This is a genomic window from Moraxella oblonga NBRC 102422, assembly GCF_001598275.1.
GTDB lineage: Bacteria > Pseudomonadota > Gammaproteobacteria > Pseudomonadales > Moraxellaceae > Moraxella > Moraxella oblonga.
In genome coordinates this window covers 1-993 of sequence record NZ_BCYQ01000097.1, presented here as the reverse complement: position 1 = coordinate 993, position 993 = coordinate 1, and the positions used below count along the sequence as shown (strand labels likewise).

The 993-nt window shown below is 36.0% G+C and carries 1 protein-coding gene; it reads right to left on the bottom strand.

The annotated features are described in order from the left end of the window. Positions 1-993: polymorphic toxin-type HINT domain-containing protein (locus MOB01S_RS12055; RefSeq protein WP_066805872.1), on the bottom strand; the 993-nt coding region annotated here is incomplete at both ends.

Here is a 993-nt window from a genome sequence, read left to right as displayed (position 1 = left end):
TTTGGTATCGCAGTTATGTACCCAAATGCCATCATGACCAACAAAATAAGTATGATTTCCATCAACTTCAAGATTATAGACAAAATCCTCATAAGGGTTTGGTGCAGGCATATCAAGACTTATCATGGCTTCATGTAAGCTCATCTCTGTTAAGCCTGTTGCATCTCCATAGGTTTCAATATTTTTTAATGCTTTTCTATATAGTTCTTCATCTGCGATACTATTTTCTCTTACAATTTTACCCTCAAATATCAATGGCTTATTCATTGCTTCAATGAATTTTTGAGCAGTATGCGTCTTTGCGTTTATATCCTGATACAGCCTTACGTTTAGGGTTTTGTATAGTTCTTTATCCACTAGAAAATTGGCTTTGGGCGTCAACCGTAACTTCGCATCTAAAGTTTTGTAATTTAAGGTTTTAATTTCTTCATCAAAGGCTTCTTCATTATCGGCTAAACTGATAAATTGGTAACCATTTGAATCAAATTTTACAAACTCAATAAGTCCACCGCCATTTTCCCAAAAATCTGGGTCTTCAACAAACTGCACATATGCACAGCCTTCAGGATAATTTGGTAATGTACGGACGGGCATAAATGGCACATTATCTAGCCCAAAAGTTTCACCTGATAAATTAACTAAGAATGTCCCAGACAAGTCCTCTGCGGCTTCCCACTTTCCTGTTTTTCCACTAGGATCATAGGCAGACCAAAATGGGTGAAGTGCGTTACAGAAAATATATTCCATGCCATCATTAGTTGGATATTCGACCTTATAAATTCTTTCTTTCTGCTGAGATTTAAAGGTACTTAATACTGGTTTATATTGTAAATCACCTTGTGGATTAAACTCATCTCGTGATAACACCATATCTCCGACTTTAATGTCTTGAATTGGCACTAAACCTTTATTTGTATGAACAAGTGTACCCGCTACAAAACCAGCATTGTGTTTCGTTTCTAGCTTTAATTCATTAACATCAAAAGCCTCATC